Source organism: Embleya sp. NPDC056575, assembly GCF_042793325.1.
GTDB lineage: Bacteria > Actinomycetota > Actinomycetes > Streptomycetales > Streptomycetaceae > Embleya.
Genome location: NZ_JBHTVA010000075.1, coordinates 1 through 17,470, shown reverse-complemented (window position 1 = coordinate 17,470; position 17,470 = coordinate 1). Strand labels below are relative to the sequence as shown.

General features: G+C 72.1%; 16 protein-coding genes. 11 read left to right on the top strand and 5 right to left on the bottom strand.

Annotation, left to right across the window (positions count from 1 at the left end):
• Positions 1–154: 154 nt before the first annotated feature.
• From ACFRCG_RS39520 to ACFRCG_RS39495, 6 genes are all read left to right on the top strand, one after another.
• Positions 155–1,129: an Lrp/AsnC family transcriptional regulator gene (locus ACFRCG_RS39520; RefSeq protein ID WP_380040645.1), complete on the top strand. Its 975-nt coding sequence runs from the start codon at positions 155–157 to the stop codon at positions 1,127–1,129.
• Positions 1,130–1,287: 158 nt separating this feature from the next.
• Positions 1,288–1,791, top strand: coding sequence for a hypothetical protein (locus ACFRCG_RS39515; protein ID WP_380040689.1), 504 nt, complete (start codon positions 1,288–1,290; stop codon positions 1,789–1,791).
• On the top strand, positions 1,791–3,182 hold the full coding sequence (locus tag ACFRCG_RS39510; protein ID WP_380040643.1) for a hypothetical protein: 1,392 nt from the start codon (positions 1,791–1,793) through the stop codon (positions 3,180–3,182). The genes ACFRCG_RS39515 and ACFRCG_RS39510 overlap by 1 nt, the downstream gene beginning before the upstream one ends.
• Complete coding sequence (locus ACFRCG_RS39505) at positions 3,179–4,633, top strand: VWA domain-containing protein (protein ID WP_380040641.1); 1,455 nt, start codon at positions 3,179–3,181, stop codon at positions 4,631–4,633. Before ACFRCG_RS39510 ends, ACFRCG_RS39505 begins: the two co-directional genes overlap by 4 nt.
• Before the next feature lie 11 nt (positions 4,634–4,644).
• Positions 4,645–5,757, top strand: coding sequence for an AAA family ATPase (locus tag ACFRCG_RS39500; RefSeq protein WP_126637679.1), 1,113 nt, complete (start codon positions 4,645–4,647; stop codon positions 5,755–5,757).
• Positions 5,754–8,606, top strand: a complete 2,853-nt coding sequence (locus tag ACFRCG_RS39495) for a DUF5682 family protein (protein ID WP_380040639.1) — start codon at positions 5,754–5,756, stop codon at positions 8,604–8,606. The genes ACFRCG_RS39500 and ACFRCG_RS39495 overlap by 4 nt, the downstream gene beginning before the upstream one ends.
• A 93-nt stretch (positions 8,607–8,699) precedes the next feature.
• On the opposite strand, the gene ACFRCG_RS39490 is transcribed toward ACFRCG_RS39495, so the two are convergent.
• Together ACFRCG_RS39490 and ACFRCG_RS39485 are read right to left on the bottom strand one after the other, a co-directional pair.
• Positions 8,700–9,158, bottom strand: a complete 459-nt coding sequence (locus ACFRCG_RS39490) for an SRPBCC family protein (RefSeq protein WP_380040637.1) — start codon at positions 9,156–9,158, stop codon at positions 8,700–8,702.
• A 9-nt stretch (positions 9,159–9,167) separates the two neighbouring features.
• Entirely contained in the window at positions 9,168–10,097 is a 930-nt protein-coding gene (locus ACFRCG_RS39485; RefSeq protein WP_380040635.1) for a helix-turn-helix domain-containing protein, read from the bottom strand.
• A gap of 123 nt (positions 10,098–10,220) precedes the next feature.
• Here ACFRCG_RS39485 and ACFRCG_RS39480 point away from each other — a divergent pair, with 123 nt between their 5' ends.
• A complete protein-coding gene (locus ACFRCG_RS39480; RefSeq protein WP_380040633.1) occupies positions 10,221–11,102 on the top strand; it encodes an NAD(P)H-binding protein in 882 nt (293 codons plus the stop codon).
• A gap of 113 nt (positions 11,103–11,215) precedes the next feature.
• Positions 11,216–12,010, top strand: coding sequence for an SDR family NAD(P)-dependent oxidoreductase (locus ACFRCG_RS39475; RefSeq protein WP_380040631.1), 795 nt, complete (start codon positions 11,216–11,218; stop codon positions 12,008–12,010).
• Between the two features lie 294 nt (positions 12,011–12,304).
• On the opposite strand, the gene ACFRCG_RS39470 is transcribed toward ACFRCG_RS39475, so the two are convergent.
• Positions 12,305–13,288, bottom strand: coding sequence for a P1 family peptidase (locus ACFRCG_RS39470; RefSeq protein ID WP_380040629.1), 984 nt, complete (start codon positions 13,286–13,288; stop codon positions 12,305–12,307).
• Between the two features lie 41 nt (positions 13,289–13,329).
• Complete coding sequence (locus ACFRCG_RS39465; RefSeq protein WP_380040627.1) at positions 13,330–14,265, bottom strand: helix-turn-helix domain-containing protein; 936 nt, start codon at positions 14,263–14,265, stop codon at positions 13,330–13,332.
• Positions 14,266–14,471: 206 nt separating this feature from the next.
• Here ACFRCG_RS39465 and ACFRCG_RS39460 point away from each other — a divergent pair, with 206 nt between their 5' ends.
• A complete protein-coding gene (locus ACFRCG_RS39460) occupies positions 14,472–14,783 on the top strand; it encodes a putative quinol monooxygenase (RefSeq protein ID WP_380040625.1) in 312 nt (103 codons plus the stop codon).
• A gap of 64 nt (positions 14,784–14,847) precedes the next feature.
• Here ACFRCG_RS39460 and ACFRCG_RS39455 read toward each other — a convergent pair whose 3' ends face one another.
• The gene (locus ACFRCG_RS39455) at positions 14,848–15,390 is read right to left on the bottom strand and encodes a MarR family winged helix-turn-helix transcriptional regulator (RefSeq protein ID WP_380040623.1); all 543 of its coding nucleotides are present in this window, start codon (positions 15,388–15,390) and stop codon (positions 14,848–14,850) included.
• 159 nt (positions 15,391–15,549) lie between these two features.
• Between ACFRCG_RS39455 and ACFRCG_RS39450 the strand changes: the two genes are divergently transcribed.
• Positions 15,550–16,800, top strand: a complete 1,251-nt coding sequence (locus tag ACFRCG_RS39450) for a flavin-dependent oxidoreductase (RefSeq protein ID WP_380040621.1) — start codon at positions 15,550–15,552, stop codon at positions 16,798–16,800.
• The gene (locus ACFRCG_RS39445) at positions 16,797–17,327 is read left to right on the top strand and encodes a DUF3237 domain-containing protein (protein WP_380040619.1); all 531 of its coding nucleotides are present in this window, start codon (positions 16,797–16,799) and stop codon (positions 17,325–17,327) included. Before ACFRCG_RS39450 ends, ACFRCG_RS39445 begins: the two co-directional genes overlap by 4 nt.
• The last annotated feature ends 143 nt before the right edge of the window (positions 17,328–17,470 follow it).

Here is a 17,470-nt window from a genome sequence, read left to right as displayed (position 1 = left end):
CGCGGGTGGTGTGGTGTCGGGACGCGCGGGCCGCCGGATCGTCGTCGTCCGGTGCTCCGTGCGGACACCACCCTCGCTCCGCTCCCGCTCATGGTTCCATTCCCCGGCACCGAATCGACGATTTCATCCATGCAGGTCGGCTATCTTGTGGAATATGCTCGAACCGGACGATCTCGATCGTGGCCTGATCCACGCCCTTCACACGGACGCACGCGCCCCGTTCACCCTCATCGCCGACGTCCTGGGCACGTCGACGCAGACCGTGGCCCGCCGCTACCGCCGCCTGCACGCCGAGGCCGGCCTGCGCGTGGTCGCCCTGCCGAGCCCGCGCAGTACGCGCGCGCACCAGTGGTTCGTACGGTTGACCGCCGCCACCCGCACCGCCCACGATGTCGCGGTCGCGCTGGCCCGCCGCGCCGACACCTCGTGGGTGCGGCTGACCTCCGGCGGTACCGAGATCGTCGCGATCATCCACACCCCGCCCAGCGGTCCCGACGCCCACTCCCTCCTGCTGCGCGACATCCCGCGCACCGCCGGCATCACCGCCGTGTCGGCGCACTACCTGCTGCACACCTACCTGGGCGGGCCCACCCCGTGGCGTGGCCGGCTCGGCGCGCTCACCCCCGAGCAGGAGGCCCGGCTGCGCGGCCGCGACATCCCCGCCGACCCGACGCACGGCGAGCCGTACCCGCTCACCGAAGCCGACCTGCGCCTGCTGGCCGCATTGCGCGAGGACGGCCGGGCCGGCTACGCGGAACTGGCCGCCGCGACCGGCTCCACACCCGCCACTGTCACCCGTCGACTGACCGAACTGCGGTCCCGCGGCGCGGTGTTCTTCGACATCGACCTCGAACCGGCCGTACTCGGCGCCACCGTGTCCGCGCTGTTGTGGATGCAGGTCGCCCCCAGCCGCCTCGACGAGGTCGCCCACACGTTGGCGGGCCACCACGAACTCGCCGTCGTGGCCGCCACCACCGGCCCCACCAACCTGGTCGCGCACGCCCTGTGCCGCGACGCGGAGGACCTGCACCGATATCTGATCCACCGGCTCGCCCTGGACGCCGTCACCCGGATCGAGACCGCACCGGTCCTGCGCACCTACAAGGCCGCCGCCACGCTGCGCGCCTGACCCGACGATCTCCCGTTCATCCCCTCCCATCCGTTCTCGCCGATCGGGATCCGGACCGCCCGCGCGCGTGTCGGTGACCGTCAGTAGGTTCGTATCCGTACCCGCCGATCGTTTCCGACTCGGCGTGGAATCCCCCTCGGTGCAAAGGAGATGGTGTGTTGTCGGCATGGGAGGAGTCGAGCGTGGCGCGGGTGTTGCCACCCGCTCGGCCGCGCAAACTCGCCAAGGTGCCGTTCGTCGAACTGGCCGACGGGCGCCTGCAGGGCGTGGTGTCCAGCGGTTCGGACATCGGGCGGGTCTATGTGTCCTCGGTCGCCGCCGGGGACTTCGCGTTCGCGTGCAGTACCAACAACAACCGACCCTGCGGCGGCGCGCACGGGTCGTTCTGCAAGCACATCGAAGCCCTGATCGGTGAGGCCGTGCTGCAATACGGCGCCGAGCGTGTCGCCCGCTACCTGCGGGTCGAACTCGCGAACGGGCAATCCGACGCGTGGCACATCACCCGGACCATGGCCGCGACCCGCCCGCCGCAGGGGGACAAGACGGCCGCCGCGCCCGTGTTCAGCAGGTTCCTGCGCCACCTGGGCTACCTCGAACTCGTCCCCACCACCGTGCCGCTGCCGGAGATGCACTGGTTCCCGCCGACGAGGGCGGTGGCCTGATGCGCGCCGACCTGCTCGTCGAACCCGTCGCCGGGCTCGACGAAGTCCTGGCCGTGGTGGACGCCTTCGACCGCACCCTCGTGGGCGGCCTGCTGCGCCCCCACCCCACCCAGGCCGGCGCCCTGGCCGAACTGGCCGCCGCCGTCGCCGGTACACCCCTGGCCGGCCGCGTCGCGGAGGCGGCCGAGAAGGCGGCGGCCGGCACCGCGAGCGAGGACCACCTCGTCGCGCTCGCCGCCGCCCGCACCGCACTCCTGGGCGCCGCCCACGACGCGCTCGTGGCCCGCGCCGTCGAGGCGACCGGGCGCGGCCTCGGCGAGGAAGCACCGGTGGTCCCGGCGGGGGAGGGCGAACCGGTGCCGAACCTGCTGATCGCCGCCCGCACCTGGCTCGCCGACCTGGCCCGCGCCGGCTGGCAGGGCATCGACCACGACCTGATCGCCGACTCCGCACCGGTCGTCTTCGCGATGTTGCCCGACCCGACGCTGCGTCGCCTGGCCACGCTGCTCGACGGGTTCTCCGCCGAACTGGCCGCGTCCTGCCCGGGCGCGACCCTGGAGCGCGTCCCGCTGCGCCGCTGGGCCGACCTGTGGTCGCGCGCCCTGCTGTCGACCCGGGCGCGGGTCGACGCCGCACCGGCGATCGGCACGGCCACCGGGCGCCTGCTGCCGCTGGGCGTCGACGTCCAGGAGCACACGACCGCCGCACAGGCCCAGGTGCACGCCGTCTTCGAGCCCGCCGACGGGGGCCCGCCGCGCCTGGTCCGGGCGAGCGTGTCGGTGCCCAAGCCGGACACGGTCGTCGGCGTCGGCGTCTGGCAACTCCTGCGCCCCCACCTGTCGTTGCTCACCGCCGCCGGCGAGGGCCGGGCGATGGACCTGACCGACATGCCGATCACCACCGAGGGCGACCTGATCTGGGACGACGCACACGCGCGCGGCGGCAAACCGGCCGACGCCTTCGCCACCGCCCGCGTCGCGCTGCCGACCGCCGTCGCGGCACCGACCACGCCGCTCGACCGGCACCCGACGCGGATCTCGATCCCGGTGTTCCTGGAGGGGTACGCCGTCGCCGAGGAGGGAGCACCGGCGTTGGTCCTCGCCGGACACCACATCCCCCTCGACGTGGACCGGATACCGGCCGCCGGCCCGCTCACACCCGAGGCGGTCGCGGCCTCCACCGCGTGCATCGGCCTGCTGCGCTGGGACGCCGGGGCGTTCCGGATCCAGCCGCTCGCCGTCGAGACCACCGTCAAGAAGAAGACCGTCGCGCTGCACGCCGGCGCCTGGGCCGGCGGCACCACCGACAAGCTCGGCGTCAAGGCCGAGAAGGCCGCCACCGAAGCCGTCGCCGCACTGCGCGAACGGGCCGGAAAGCTGCTGCGGAAATGACCGATCCCACCACCGAGGCCACCGAACCCACCACCGAGCGCATCGAACCGGCCGCCCCCATCGCGGAGTCGGCCGACGATCCGAACGAGAACCGCCGCCAGGTGCTGTATTGGCGACTGCTCGCCCGACTCTTCGACCCCGAGGAGCAGGCCGCGCTGGAATCGGCCTCCGTGGCCGTCGTCGAGGACATCGGCCTGCCCGCCGAACTGCTCGACCCCCGCGCCTCGATCGACTCCATCGTGCAGCGACACCCGGACCTGGCTTCCGAGTTCGACGGCCTGATGGTGCCCGAGGCGGACGAGGACGGCCGCGATCGGGCCGCCGAGGTGCGCCGGGCGGCGATGGTGTCCAAGGTGCTGCTCAACGTACTCGCCACCGGCTCCGGCACGGTCAGCGCCGGACAGTTGGCCGGCTGGCAGTCCGACGCCGGCTGGCTGGAGCGGGCCCTGGGCTGCAAGCCGGGCCAGTTGCGGGGCGGACGCGGCGGCGGCGGTGCGGGCACGGGCGTCTCGCCGACCGGCACCGGCGGCGCCGGCACGCCCGACCTCGGCACCCTGATCCCCGAGATCGGCCCCGAACTCGCCGCCATCGAGGCGGATCTGGTCAAGCGTATGCAGTTGCGCGAAGTGCTCGCCGATCCGGCGCTCGCCGCCCGGCTGACGCCCAGCATGTCGCTGATCGAGCAACTGCTCCGGGACAAGGACAACCTCTCCGGCGTCGCCCTGGCCAACGCCAAGGCTTTGATCCGCCGTTTCGTCGACGAGGTCGCCGAAGTCCTGCGCACCCAGGTGGCCAAGGCCTCCGTCGGCACCCTGGACCGGTCGATCCCGCCCAAGCGGGTGTATCGCAACCTCGACCTCGACCGCACCATCTGGAAGAACCTCACCAACTGGAGTCCGGAGGAGGAACGGCTCTACGTCGACCGCCTCTTCTACCGCCACACCGTCCGCAAGACCACACCCTCGCGGCTGATCGTGGTCGTCGACCAGTCCGGCTCGATGGTCGACTCGATGGTGAACTGCACCATCCTGGCCTCCATCTTCGCCGGGCTGCCGAAGGTGGACGTGCACCTGATCGCCTACGACACCCAGGCGCTCGACCTCACGCCGTGGGTGCACGACCCCTTCGAGACGCTGCTGCGCACCAACCTCGGCGGCGGCACCGACGGCACGGTCGCGATGGCGCTGGCCCAACCCAAGATCGCCGAACCGCGCAACACCGTCGTGGTGTGGATCTCCGACTTCTACGAATGGCACACCGACCCCCTCTTCGAGAGCATGGCCGCCATTCATCGCTCGGGGGCCAAGTTCATTCCCGTGGGCTCGGTGACCAGCTCCGGCCGGGCCAGTGTCAACCCCTGGTTCCGGGAGCGGTTCAAGGACCTCGGCACGCCGGTGCTCTCCGGCCACATCCGCAAGCTCGTGCACGAACTCAAGACGTTCCTCGGTTAGAAAGGCCTCTCATGTCCGACCTGTTGCGCGCCCCCGCCGAACTCAAGTACGCCGAGGAACTGGACTGGCTGGAGTCGATCGACACCGGCCCCAAGCCCTTCACCTGGCGGCTGTCCCCGAAGATGATCCGCCTGTTCGTGCTCGGCTCCGAGCGCTCCGACGGCCTCGACCGCGAGATCGCGCAGAAGTGGTTCGGCGACCGCAGCATCGTCGAGCGCGCCATCGTCACCCTCGCCTCGGACCGCGGCCTGCTGCTGATCGGCGACCCCGGCACCGGCAAGAGCTGGCTGGCCGAACTGCTCGCCGCCGCGATCTGCCGCGACTCCACCCTGGTCGTCCAGGGCACCGCCGGCACCACCGAGGACCACATCAAGTATTCGTGGAACGTGTCCATGGTGATCGCCAAGGGCCAGTCGCGCGAGTCGATGATCCCCTCGCCGATCATGACCGCGATGGAGGCCGGCGCCATCGGCCGCTTCGAGGAACTGACCCGCTCCACCAGCGACGTCCAGGACGCGCTCATCTCCATCCTGTCCGAGAAGTACGTCTCGGTGCCCGAACTCGACGACGACGCCATCGTCTTCGCCAAGCCGGGATTCTCGATCATCGCCACCGCCAACAGCCGCGACCGGGGCGTCAACGACCTGTCCTCCGCGCTCAAGCGCCGCTTCAACTTCGTCCGCATACCGGTGGTGACGAACAAGAAGAGCGAAGCGGAGATCGTACGCTTTCGCACCGAGGAACTGCTGCGCCGGCACGAGATCGAACTGGAGGTGCCGCCGAACCTGCTGGACGTGCTCCTGCAGAGCTTCGCCGACCTGCGCGCCGCCGCTGCCGCGGCCCGCAGCGACGACGAGAAACTGGAGTCCTCGCTGTCCACCGCCGAGCAGATCGGCGTGCTCGAAGACGCCATCCTGCACAGCAACTTCTTCGGCGAGCGGGCCTTGACCGCACACACCCTCGCCGCCTCGCTGGTCGGCTCGCTCGCCCGTCGCGAGCCGGAGGACCTGGCCATCATCAACAAGTACCTGCACGGCGTGGTCGAGCCGCGCGGCAAGGAGGAGGGCGGCGCTTGGCCGGAGTTCCTGGAGGGCGGTCGCTCGGCGATCGCGGGCCTGTCGTGAGCGGCCCGCCCGAGGGTGCCTTCGACGCCCTGCGCAGCCAACTCCGCGAGGCCGCCGCCACGTTCGCCGACGGGCCCGACGCCCTCGGCGAGATCCTGCTTGGCATCGTCGACGACGTCGACCGCGCCGTGCGCGAACCCCTGGAGATCTTCCCCGTCTGCCACCACTCGCCCGCCTCCGCCACCGCCATGGCCCGCCGGCTGCGGGAGAAGCAGCCGAAGGTGGTCTACCTGGAGCTGTGCGAGGACATGGCGCCGTTGCTCACCGAACTGCGCAACTGCACGCTGCCGGTGGCCGTCCAGTCCTTCGCCAGTGAGATCGACGGATTCCCGCTCGACTGGGCGCCGCTGTCGGTGGTCGCGCCGATCACCGAGGCGTCGGCCGAATACCAGGCGATCGCCTACACGTTGGACACCCCCGGTACCGAACTGGTCCTGGTCGACCGCTCCTCGGACCACGTGTTCCAGTGGGAGCCGCGCGGCGGCGAAGGGAGCGCGCCCGCCGTGCCCGCCGACCCGGACGCGCCGCCGGCCGAGGAGGAGAGCGCGCTGCACGGCGACTCCGTCGGCCTGGAGATCGGCGACCTGCGTCCGCGCTTCGCCGAACTGGAGGAACACCTGCTGCGCCAGGGCCGGGTCCGGCACTGGTCGGAGTGGTGGCACCAGTACGTCGAACTGCCGCTCGGCGACTGCGACCACGACACCTACCGGCAGGTCATGCTGCTGATCGGCAGCCTGTTCCGCCGGCTGGCCCCGGGCGACGAGCGCCGGGTGCGGGTGGACGAGGACCGCGAGCGCTACATGTGGACCCGGATGCGCGAGCATCTGGCCGCGAGCGGCACCGACCCCGCCGACTGCCTCTACGTCTGCGGCGCGTTCCACGCGGCCTCCCGGGTCGAGGAGTTCGGGGTGAACGGCGCCGACACGTTCGAGATCACCCCGCGTACCGCCACCACCTGGCAGCACGGGCTGATCCCCTCCAGTCACGCCGCGATCGAGGCGCAGTTCGGCCTCGCGGCCGGCTCGGTGACGATCGCCGCCTCGGTGTGGGCGAAGAACCTCACCCGCAGCGGGGTGAAACCCTTCCGGCTCACCGGGCAGGCGGGGGCGAAGAAGAAGAGCGCGAAGCCCGCCAAACGCGCGGCGTCGGTGGTCGCCGCGGCCGGCGGCGCGCAGGGCTCGTCCGCGTCGCCCGACTCGCCCGCCCTGTCGGCCGACAAGCTGTCCGGGTTCCTGCGTCGTGCGCCGGTCCTGGACCGGCTGGACGAGGAGGAACTGCTCGGCTGGTCCGTGGACATCGTGCGAGCCGCGCGCCGCAACGGCTACCTGGCCTCGACCGCCGACGCGATCGCCGTGTTCGAGACGTCGATCCTGCTGGCCGGGCTGCGCGACCGGGCCAAGCCCACGCCGTACGACTTCCAGGACGCGGCGGTCACCTGCATCGAGAAGGACCGGGTGCCCGGGCGGCGCGACGTGCGCCGGCTCGTCGAGATCATGATGGGCGGCGACCGGATCGGCCGGGTCGGCTACGACGCGCTGCCGCCGCTGGCCCGCGACGTGCACGACCGGCTCGCGCCCCTGGGCCTGAGACTGGAACAGCGCGGTGTGCGGCGGGCGTTGCTCGACATCGCCGGGCAACCCGAACTGGAGCGCTGCTCCGATGTGTTGTGGATGTTGCGCTACCTGATGCCGGCGGGCGCGGCCCGTCCGATCATGGGCGAGCGGCGGCTCGGCGAACGCTCCATCCAGGAGTCGTGGGACTTGGCCCTGGGTACCCACCAGCGGGCGCTGATCGAACTCGGCTACGAGGGCGTCAGCATCGAACAGGTTCTGGAGCAGCGGCTGCGGCGCGCGGCGTACGGGCCGAACGCGACGACCGCGAACGTATTGGCGGCGGTCGAGGACGCCACGCTGTACCTGCGCAGCCGCCGACTCGCCGACGAACTGGGCACGCGGGCGCTGGAGGTGCTGACCACCGAGCGCAGCGTCGACGGCGCGCCGGAGGTGCTGCGCCGGGTGCGCCGGTTGCTGGCGTACTACCGGACCAGCGAATCGGTGCTGCCGGCGTGGATCGAGTCGTTCGTCAAGACGGGATACGCGCACTACTGCACGCTGTTGCCGACGGCCTTCGCCGACGAGGACGCGACGGTGCGGCAGGTCGCCGCGACACTGGGCTTCCTGTTCGGCATGGAGAGCCTGGCGCTGTCCCTGGGCTGCGACCGGACCCAGCTGGAGCTGGCGGTTGCCCAGTCCCACCCGGAGGAGCCGTCGAAGGTGGCGCTGCTGTGGGCGGGGCAGGTCCACCTCGGCCGGTTGTCCCGGGCGGAACTGCGCTCGCGCTGCGACGAGTTGCTCGGCAATCCGCTGGTGCTGCCGGCCTACCCGCGCTACCTGAGCGGGTTGGTGTACGCGTTGGAGCCGGTGCCGGCGCTGACCGACTTCGTCGTGGAGGCGGTGTCCAACGCCTTCGCCCGCCTGCCGGACTCGGTGTTGTTGCCGTGGTTGCCGACCCTGATCGGCACGCTGCGCGCCGGCGGCGCCGAGTTCGCGCCGCTGCTGATCCGCGAGGCCGGGCGGATCTTCCCGGGTCGACTCGCCGCGCTGGACGAGTGGGTGCCGCCGTGGCGGGCGCAATCGGCCCCACCGGCGTCGTCGGTGTCCCGGGCCTCGGGCGGGGCACGTGGCCTGGCCCTCCTCGGCGCGCATCCGCACACGTGTGACGCGGTGGCGCGGTTGCTGGGGTGCGAGGGCACGTGGGAACCGGGCGCGGGCGACGGGCCCGCGGGCGCGGCCCTGCTCGGCCGGTATCCGGCGACGGCGCACGCGGTCGAGGCGCTGTTGGCCGGCTGAGCGCACGGCCGGACGGCGCCTGGGGCACGGCACGCCCCGACCACGGCCGGGTGGGGACGCTTCGACGCGATCCGCACCCGGCCGTGTCCGGTTTCAGGAACCGCTGCCGGGTCGGTCCTCGGCACTGGCGGCGTAGCCGGCCAGGCCGTCGGCCATCCGTTGCATGAAGCGGGTCAGATACCACCGCCAAAACGGACCCGAGAGCGGCAACTTCGGCTCGAAGGTCGCCGACCAGGTGATGTCGGTGCCGCCCGCGGCCGCCGGGGTGAGGTCGACGGTGCCGCGAAAGGACCGGAACGGGCCGCCCTCGTTCGTGTAGCGGAAGTGCCGGTCGGCGACCAGCTCGACGATGCGTTCCCGGGCGGCCCCCCGGCCGGTCCGGAAGACCCGGACGTCGCCGACCCGCTGCGGGGCCTCGGGATCGCCGTCGCCCTCGACGGCGGCGGAATCGATCGGCGACCACTTCGGCCAGGTGCCGGCCCGGAGGAGGACCGCGAAGACCGCGTCGGGGCCCGCGGGGGAATGGGAGGTCACGATGTAGGTGTAAGGCACGTCGTCACGCTAGGACGGCGCCGGCGGCTCGGGCCATGCGCCGGATTGCCCACCCGTCGCGGAAATCTTGCGGTACTGCGACGGGCGCACCCCGACATGCGCCAGGAAGGCCGAGGACAGGCTGCCGGGCCCGGCGAAGCCGCAGCGCTCGGCGATCCGCGTGATGGTGAGGTCGGTGCCGTCGAGCAGTCGCCGGGCGTGTTCGATCCGCAGTCGGGTGAGGAACGCGTGCGGGGTCTCGCCGGTGGTTCGGCGAAAGACCCGGATGAAGTGGTAGACGCTCAGGTGCACTTCGGCGGCGAGATCGGCCAGCGTGAGCGGATGGGCCAGGCGTTCGCGCATGATCGCGACGGCCCGCCGGACGGCCGAGGGTTCGGGACCGGGGACTCGCTGATCCCGGCCCCGGGCCAGCAGGTGGGTCACCAGGACCGTCGCGGCCGATTCCGCGTAGACGTCGGTCGCGCCCGCGACGGTCGGCAGGGCGCGTACGACCTGTTCGACGAGGGTGTCACCCGCTGCCAGGCCGCCGGCCATGGCCTCGAAGTCCGGGTCGGGTCCGCCCAGTTCGGCGGCCACCCGGACCACGGTCGCGCGCGGGACGTGTACCTGGACGGTCCGCATCGGCGGCGTCGCACGGTAGCTGCGCACGGTCGCCTGACCCGGGAGCATCAATTCCAGGCGGCCCGGCACCCAGCGACGGCGGGTGGGTCTTCCGCCGGCCCGGATCCGCATGTCCGCTTCACCGCTCGTGTAGAGCACGAGATGCAGATCGGCGACTCCCGGCAGCGGAAAATCCTCCGCCTCCCGCGCGTGCGTGAAGCTCTGGACCAGCAGGGAGCGCCAACCGGCGTCCTGCCAACTACAGAAGGTGCGCCGCACGACGCCGTCCGGGTCGACGTCGGTGTACGGCGCAAGGTCGAAGTCGGACGAGTCGAACACACCACGATTCTCGCACCCCCCGCCGTGCCGCCGGAGGTGTCCGACCCGTCGGGTCGGGCAGAGGAGAGGTTCGGGCCGTCTCCGGGCCCGCCGGAATGTCGTATCACCGGCTGAGAGGGCATCATGCGGATCGCTGTCACCACCCCGACCGGGAACGTCGGCCGGTACGTCGTCCCCATGCTGGTCCGCGCCGGACTCCGGCCGCGCGTGCTGCTGCGCGATCCCGGGCGACTGGCGCCCGAGCTGCGCGACCACGTGGACGCCGTACGGGTCGACCAATTCGAGGCCGACACGGTGGTGGCCGCCACCGAGGGCGTCGACGCGCTGTTCTGGGTGGATCCGACCACCGGCGGCGAGGACCCCCTGGCCGACTACGCGCGCGCCACGGACAGCGTGGTCCACGCCGTCACCGACAACCGGATCGGCCGGGTCGTCTTCCAGAGCAGCGTGGGCGCCGAGAAACGGCACGGCGCCGGCGAGATCGACGGCCTCGCGCGGACCGAAACCGCCCTGGACAAGATCGACGTCGACGTCACCCATCTGCGCTGCGGCTACTTCTTCACCAACCTCGAACTGCAACCGGACGCCCTGCGTGCGGGCACCCTCGAGGTGATCCTGCCGCTCGACCGGCCGATGGCCTGGGTAGCGCCCCGCGACATCGCCGAGGTCGCGGTCACCCGGCTGCTGTCTCCCGACTGGTCCGGGCACCGCGTGCGCGCCGTACACGGACCGGCCGACCTCACCTGGCGGCAGGTCGGCGACATCCTCACCGCCGCCACGGGTCGGCGGATCGGCGTCGAGCGCGTCACCGACGACGCCATGCGCGAGCGGCTCCTCGGAGCCGGGATGACGGACGGACTCGTCGAGGCGGTGCTCGGGATGTCGACCGGGCTTCGAGAGGACTTTGTGCCGGAACAGCCCCGCACCGTCGAGACCACCACCACGACCACCCTCGCCGCCTGGGCCTACGACCACCTCCGGCACCGGATCACCGACGCGGCGTAGGCGACAGGGTCGGCCGACACCCCGCCCGGACCGGACGCGACGCGTGTCCGCATGCCCGACGGGATGATCTACTGGGCCCGGCAGACGAGTTGTTCGGACGAAGGGTTCGCGTCGTGTTGATCGATCTCACCGGGAAGACCGCTCTGGTCACCGGTTCCACGCAGGGCATCGGGGCCGCGATCGCGAAGGGCCTTGCCAAAGCGGGAGCGGAGGTCGCCGTCAACGGACGTACGCCGGAATCGGTCGCGGCGGCCCTGGAGCGGCTGCGCGAGGACGTACCGGAGGGTCGATTCCGGGCCGCGCCCGGGGACATCGCCGAGGACGAGGGAGCGGCGAGGGTGTTGTCCGCCGTCCCGTCGGTGGACATCCTGATCAACAACCTCGGCATCTTCGGGACCCGGCCGGCGTTGGAGATCGACGACGCCGAATGGCGGCGCTACTTCGAGGTCAACGTGCTCACCGCCGTCCGGATGACCCGCGCCTACCTGCCCGGGATGCAGACTCGCGGTTGGGGACGGATCCAGAACATCGCGAGCGACTCGGCGATCGTCACGCCGGCGGAGATGATCCAGTACGGCATGTCCAAGACGGCGTTGTTGGCGGTCTCGCGCGGCTTCGCCAAGGAGGCGGCCGGGAGCGGTGTCACGGTCAATTCGGTGATCGCCGGCCCCACGCACACCGGCGGAGTCGAGGACTTCGTCTACGAGTTGGTGGATCCCGCCTTGCCGTGGGACCGGGCGCAACGCGAGTTCATGCGCCTGCACCGCCCGCAGTCGCTGATCCAGCGGCTGATCGAGCCCGAGGAAATCGCCAACATGGTGGTCTACTTGAGCTCCCCCTTCGCCTCGGCGACCACGGGCGGCGCCCTCCGCGTCGACGGCGGCTACGTCGACGCGATCACCCCCTGAGCCCGACCGGCCGCCGGATTCCGGAGATCCGGGGAGCGGGCCCCAACTGCCCGCTCCCCGGGGGCCGAAGGTCGGGCCCTACCCGACATCGACCTTCGGCGACCGCGAGAACCGGAATACGATCCGGATCCGGCTCTCGGAGGGTACGACGTTTCGCGGTCCGGCAGTGTGACGGGTTCGGCCGAAGAGTTCTGGGGCCGGTGCGCGCGGAGGCGAGAGCGGTGCCGCCGACGGCGGCGGACGGACAGGGCCCACGCCACCCACCGCGGGATCGCGCGAGCGCGGCGCGTGGGATCAGGTCCGGATGAGGTGGCGGGGGAGGGCGTGGGCCTTGCGGCCCGTGGGGGTGGTGATGGTGCGGGCGGCGAGCAGGGCGTCGATCACGGCTTCCTCGACGCAGTCCATGGCTGCGGTGAACAGGGTTTCCAGGTGGGCCTGTTCGAGGTCCGCCGGGGAGCCCTGGGAAGCGGTGGAGAAGGCCAGCCCGTAGTCGCCGTTGCCGCGACCGAGCGCGGCACCCACGCGGCGGAGGGCGAATACGCCGCGGGCCGCGATGCGGGACAACTGCCGTGCCGTGCACGGGACATCGACGGCCAGTACGACCACGCAGGAGCTGTCCGGGGCGGCCGGACCGGCACTCGCCAGGCCCAGGCCGACCGGCGTCACCGATCGTCCGAGGAGGCGCAACTCCCCGTCCATGTCGGCCTGGACGAGCGCGCCCACGGTCGCCGACCGGGTACCGAGCGACACCTGCCGCGACGCCGACCCGATGCCGGCCTTGAAGCCGAGGGCACACGCCCCCGCGCCGCCGCCGACACTGCCCAGCTCGACCGGACCGTCGTGCGCGCCCGTCAACGCGGCAAAGACGTGCTCCCGGGTGAGTGGCCGCCGAACCACCGGAGCCGGCCACGCGTCGTCGATCCCGCCGACCACCGGCCCGTCCGGGTGATCCGAACCCCGGCTCGGCGTCGAGGTGAGCAGGATCGGCGTCGCCAACTCGGCCCGCTCCACCATCTGGGTGACCCCGACCGCCTTCCCGTGGCCGCTGCCGAGGTACATCCCCGCCGCCAACGACCGGGCCTCCCGCATCGCCGTCGGGACGATCGCGGTCACCCCCGAGCGCACCCCCGCGGCCTCGTCCACGAGCGTCGTATGCCCCACCAGCACGCCCGACACGTCGGTGATCGTGTTGTGCGGACCCGGCGCGAACCCCCCGACCCGGTGCCCCGCGTCCCGGAACCGCAGCGCGCGCACCGGGTCTCGCTCTGCCTCGTTCACGGTCGACCCGGCCTTTCTCGGGGGAACAACAACCCCGATTCTCACCGGCTCCCGATCGTCGATCTCCGTCGTGGGGTCCGAATTTCGCCACGCCGTTTGGGGTCTTCCGCCAAAAGACGCTCGGCGCCCGGGCGCGGACGGTGCGTGACGGCGGCGGAATCGGTCAGCAGGCGCAGCGCGAGCGCGGCTTCGGAGCCGGCGGGGGCGCTGTAGATCATCATGGTCAGGTCGGGATCGTCCGGAGCGCGCATGGCCACATAGTCCAGCGCGAGTTCGCCCAGTCGCGGATGCACGAACCGTTTGCGCCCCCGGGTCTTGGCCCGGACGTGATGGTCCGCCCACAGCCGGCGGAAGTCCGGGCTCGCACCCGTGAGTTCGTCGACCAGGGCGGTCATTCGCGGGTCGTCGGGTCGGCGGCCGGCGTCGAGGCGGAGATTGGCGACGGTGTCCCGGGCCTTGCTCTCCCAGTCGGGGTACAACGTCCTGGACGCCTCGTCGAGAAACACCAGGCGGGCCATGTTCCGCTCGGCGACCGGGATCGCGGGGAAGTCGGCGACCAGGGCACGGGCCGGTTCGTTCCAGGCCAGGACGTCCAGCCGGCGCCCGATGAGGTAGGCGGGAGCGAGCGTGAGCGCGTCCAGAGCCTGGCGCAACTCGGGCCCCACCTGTTGCGGCCGATCCGCCGACATGCGGGTGTCGGCGGGCCTGGCCAGATTGTGCAGGTGCGCCCGCTCGTCCACGTCGAGCCGGAGCGCGTCGGCCACCGCGTCCAGGATCTCGGCGGAGACGTTGCGGGCCCGACCCTGTTCCAGACGGGTGTAGTAGTCGACGCTCACCCCGGCGAGCTGGGCCAACTCCTCGCGGCGCAGCCCCGGGACGCGGCGCCGGCCGCCGAACCGGCCCGCCCCCGTGTCGTCCGGACTCAGCCGGGCCCGCCGGGTCTTCAGGAACTCGCTGAGCTGCCGTGCACGATCCATGATCACCAGTCTCCGACACGGCCGTCGGCCGCCGCCGGCCGGCCCGCCGTTGCCTGGTTTCGGCAGACCCAGGCAGGGCCGACCCGGGTCGAACAGGGCTCTGGGCGCCCCCTCGCCGAACCCGCAGGATGGACATCGTCCACCGGCGGACGGCACGCCGGATCGAAGCACCACCGAACAACGAACCACGGAAGCGGGAGTCACCCATGTCGAACACCCTCACCCTCATCGCCGGCTTCACCGCCAAGCCCGGCCAAGAGCAGCGGTTGCGTGACGAACTCCAGGCGATGATCGCCCCGTCCCTGGCCGAGGAGGGCTGCATCGCCTACCAGCCGTACACCCACCCCACCCGCGCCGACCGTATGGTCATCGTCGAGGAGTGGGTCGACGCGGCCGCCCTGGAACACCACTTCACGCTGCCCCACTTCGAGCACGTCGCGGCCGTCCTCGCCGAGATCCTGGCCGAGCCGTTCACGCTGCGCCGCCTCACGGACATCCCCGTCCGAGGGTGCGCGTGAGCCTTCGTACCCGCTCGGGACGAAGGACGGGCGGGGGTCTGCGCGCGCCGCCGCGCGGGCCCGTTCAGTCGAGCGCGGGAGCGGTGGGGCGTCCCGCGACCAGGCGGCGCAGCAGGGTGGTGAGCAGGTCGCGGTCCGGCTCGGGCAGGGTGGCGAACCAGTCCAGTTCGCGGCGGGAATGGGCGGCGAACGCCTCGGCGATCGACGCGCGCCCCTGCCCGGTCAGGGCGACCAGGACCGCGCGCTTGTCCTCGGCGACACGCCGGCGCTCGACCAGGCCGTCGCGTTCCAGGGTGTTGACCGCGTTGGTGAGCGCCGAGCGGGACAACACCGACAATTCGGCGAGCCGGGCGGGCTGGGTGGGGCCGAGTATCCACAGCTTGAACATGATGCGAAAGCCCGGCAGGGTCCACCCGCGCGGCCGATGCACGGTGGCCTCGAGGTCGGCGACCAGCAGATACGCCACGTGCAGCAGGTGGTAGCCCAGGTCGAACGCGCCGGGATCGGTGTCCGGCGCCAGTTCGACGATGCGTTCGCGCGCCTGGTCGGCGTACCGGACGTCCGGCAGCCGGGTCGGCTCGGCGGGGGGTGTCGCGCGCGGCGTCATACGTTCCGTCTCGCTCGGTGGGTGGGGTGGTGCGGGTGTGTCGTGCCCATCCTGCACGTGGCGCACATCCTGCCAAGGGTCCTTGCGCAATCCGGTCCCTGCCCCCAGGATGAGCAAAGTTGTTATGGCTGAAACAATCTATTGCTCCGGGAGGCCTTCGTGCGCGTCATCGTCGCCGGGGGAGGAATCGGCGGTCTGACCGCCGCGCTGTCGCTGCACGCGGCGGGAATCACGGACGTCACCGTCCTGGAGGCGGCGGCCGAGATTCGCCCGTTGGGTGTGGGCATCAACGTATTGCCGCACGCCGTACGCGAGTTGACCGAACTCGGCCTGGCCGACCGGCTGGCCGCGCTGGGCGTGCCGACCGGCGAGCTGGCCTACTTCAACCGATTCGGCCAGGCCATCTGGTCCGAGCCGCGCGGGCTCGGCGCCGGGTATCGCTGGCCGCAGTACTCGGTGCATCGCGGCGGCCTCCAGATGTTGCTCCTGGACGCGGTGCGCGAACGTCTGGGCGCCGACGCGGTGCGCACGGGCCGACCGGTCACCTCGTACGAGGACCTGCCGCAGGGCGTGCGCGTGCACACCGCCGCCGGGTCGCTCGACGCCGACGTGCTGATCGCCGCCGACGGGATCCGCTCGGCGATCCGCCGGCAACTCTTCCCCGAGGAGGGCGCGCCGCCGTGGAACGGCCTCGTGTTGTGGCGCGGCACCACCCGCGCGCCCGCGTTTCGTTCCGGGCGGACCATGATCATGGCCGGCGACGGGACGGAGAAGTTCGTCGCCTATCCGCTCACGCCCGAGCCGGACGCCGACGGCAACCTGCTGCTGAACTGGATCGCCGAACGCCCGCTCGACACCCCGCCGCCCGCCCCCGGCGACTGGAACCGCAGGGCCGAACCCGCGGACGTGTTGCGGCACTTCGGCGAGTGGCGGTTCCCGTGGCTGGACATACCCTCGGTGATCGCCGCCGCCGACGCGGTGTACGAGTATCCGATGGTGGACCGCGATCCGCTGCCGCGCTGGACCCATGGCCGGGTCACCCTGCTCGGCGACGCCGCGCACGCGATGTACCCCATCGGGTCCAACGGCGCCTCGCAGGCGATCCTCGACGCGCGGGTGCTGGCGTGGCGGCTCGCCACGCACCCGATCGACGACGCGCTGGCCGGCTACGAGGCCGACCGCCGACCGGCGACGACCGCCATCCAGCTGGCCAACCGGGACCTGGGGCCGGAGATCGTGATGCGCCTGGTCCACGAACGGGCGCCGCGGGGCTTCACGGACATCGACGACGTGCTCACCCCGGCCGAACGCGAGGACGCGGCGGCCGGCTACAAACGCGTCGCCGGCTTCGACCCGACGCTCCTCAACGAACGCGCGTCGTACACCGTCGACACGGGGAGCCGGCCGTGAACGCGGAACCCACCTCGCGGGAACCGGAGTCGGAGCCGGGGCCGTTCCCGGGAACGGCGCCCTACCCCTCGCCCTCCCCGAAGCTGAGCTTCCTCGCCCGCTTCCGAGTGGACCTGGACACCATGCTCGACCTCGGCGGCACCCCCTGGGGCGAGCGCCGGATCATCCCCATTGTCGGCGGATCCTTCGAGGGCCCACGGCTGCGCGGGGACATCCTCCCGGGCGGCGGCGACTGGCAGATCGTGCACCCGGACGGCGCTGCCGAGATCGACACCCGCTACACCCTGCGCACCGACGACGAGGCGCTGATCCACCTGACCACCACCGGACTTCGGCACGGCCCGCCCGAGGTCATGGCCCGACTGCGGCGGGGCGAGGACGTGGATCCGCGCAGCTACTACTTCCGGCTCGTCTGCCGCTTCGAGACGGGCGACGCCCGGTACGCCGGGCTCAATCGCACCATCGCCGTCGCGGCCGCGATGCGCAGCGCGAACACGGTCCGGTACGAGGCACACGCGCTGGTGTAGCGCGTCGGCGCGGTGGGCGGCCACGACGGGGCCCACCCCGCCCACGCCGGGCGCAACCCCGGAAAACGGCGAGCGCCAAACCCAACCACCCCATTTGGCCCACCCGCAGCACGGCCGTCGCGGCGAGGCGGGGCGCCGTTGCG